This window comes from Streptomyces sp. NPDC027962, from assembly GCF_055566095.1.
On sequence record NZ_JBVHTA010000104.1, the window covers coordinates 1 to 1,950 of the forward strand.

2 protein-coding genes are annotated in these 1,950 nt (G+C 63.6%); both read right to left on the minus strand.

What is annotated here, in order from left to right:
* Positions 1-343: 343 nt before the first annotated feature.
* Entirely contained in the window at positions 344-637 is a 294-nt protein-coding gene (locus ACZ4SA_RS36840; RefSeq protein WP_468283204.1) for a DUF5615 family PIN-like protein, read from the minus strand.
* A complete protein-coding gene (locus tag ACZ4SA_RS36845) occupies positions 637-1,137 on the minus strand; it encodes a DUF433 domain-containing protein (protein WP_468283207.1) in 501 nt (166 codons plus the stop codon). Before ACZ4SA_RS36845 ends, ACZ4SA_RS36840 begins: the two co-directional genes overlap by 1 nt.
* Positions 1,138-1,950: the final 813 nt, after the last annotated feature.

A 1,950-nucleotide genomic window follows, 5' to 3' on the forward strand; every position in this document is an offset into this window, starting at 1 on the left:
GAGATTCTGGCGAAGGTCCGCCTCGTCCAGACCAACATCAAGAAACTCGTGGCAAACAACTCGAAGTGACATCAACAGGATCACGAGACACTAGGCGCCCTCTCGAACTGCAACGGTTCTTGTCGTAATACCGCCCGGGTTGGAATGGAGACTCCGACGGTATGACCCGGGGGCGGTTCAAGCTCCGCGTGGCGGGACTATCGCGGCCAGTAGCGTGGTGGTTCCTTGGCAGGGTCAACCAGATCGAACCGCTGTTTGCTGCCAGGGTTCAGCCCTTTGCTGTGGACGAGCTGCTGGCATTCCGATGTCTCGAGGTCACGGACGATCAGTGGCATGGCGGCGATCACTGCCCCCATGGCCAGGCCAGGCCTGCCATGCCCTTGTGGCCATGGCTGAACCGGATGTGATGCATGCCCGACCTCTTGATGGCGGCCGTCTCCGAGGGGTCCTCCAACTGGCGTCCATCCTTCGTCAGGAAGGCTTCGAAGCCTCTCTTCGCGGCGTCAGGGAGAAGAGCAAGATCCTTCTTCCCGGCCCACTTGATCTCGCTGACGTGGCGCACCTCATGCTCATGCAGCAGCCGCCTGAGCATTTCCAGCATCTGTACCGGGACGTTCTCGTCAATGAGGATGCGCATCAGGCAGCGCGCGGTCCCGGGCTGTAGCTGTCCACATAGAGGGCGAAGGACACTGCGTCACGGGCGGCCTCCGCTGTCACGCCGGGATAGTAGTCAGCGATCTTTTCGGGAGGGATTCCGTCCTCCACGAGCTCGGCCACAGCATCGAAAGGGACACGGGTGCCGCTGATGACCGGCTGCCCACCCTGGGTCTCAGGATCGACGCTGACGTATTGCTTGGGCCGCAGGAGGTGCGGGACCACGACGCCGGCGCGGGGCGCGAACTCCTGAAGGATGTCAGCCATGGTGGCGATCACCCGCTGCCCGGGATGCTCGACGAGGTCAGTCGCGTGATCGTCAGTCCCGTCGCGCACCAGGACGATGGAGTCGCCCTCAGCCACCAGGGAGTAGCTGGACAGGTGCTCGACCTCGCCGAACCGCTTCAGCGTGGCCAGAGCCTTGCGGATCTTCTGCAGTGACACGTCCTGTCGCAGGATCGCGAAGGCGCGTAGTGCCAGCACGTCACGGAAGGAGTACAGGGCCGGCTTGGCCGCAAGCTCAGGACAAAGGATGGGACCGTTGCCACGGTCCTGCCGCCATGACCGCAGCTGCCCGGTCGGGCCCCAGAGAGAGCCGCAGCCATACGAGTCGAGTACGCCATGGTCCACCCCCTCCGGTCCTCGTGAATTCCTCTGTACACCAGCATCCCAGCTCCGCGCCTGAGGACGCTACAGGAAGTGCGGCGAGGGCCCCAGAACCCTGCTCCTGGCGGTGCTGAGAACCTGGCCTGCCAGGGCGGGCCGAGACGCCAGGACTGCGGTGGGCCGAACGGGAGCGAACTCTCGTGACACCGGATCGGTTAGAGCTGGTGCACCATGCTGTCGCTTACGTGGCTGACCTGCGATAACGGTCAACGGCTCTACCCTGGGCGAAGGGGGCAGGACGTCTATCTCATCCCAATACCGGTGCGAAGCTCCCCGGATTGGCTCCTCGTTCCGACCAGCGATGCTGCCGTTCAGCACGGTCCTGGGGGCCGGAGCACGGGAACGGATGGGAACCTGGTGGGAACGGAAGGATCAGGAACGATGCAGCAAGACCAGACGGAAGTAGAAGCCTGTACCCGCTCTGACCTGCCACTTTCCGTAGGATCGGGTCATGTTGATCAAGATCGTGGTGATCGCGTGCTGACTCGTAATGCGTAGGTCTCGGGTTCGAATCCCGGAGGCGGCTCATAAAAGCCCAGGTCAGCAGCGCAGCGCGCCTTCGGCGCGCGCCGTGGGCGTGGTAAATCCCGTGGCGCGCGCCGGGGGTGCTTCTGTCTGCCCTGACGTGAG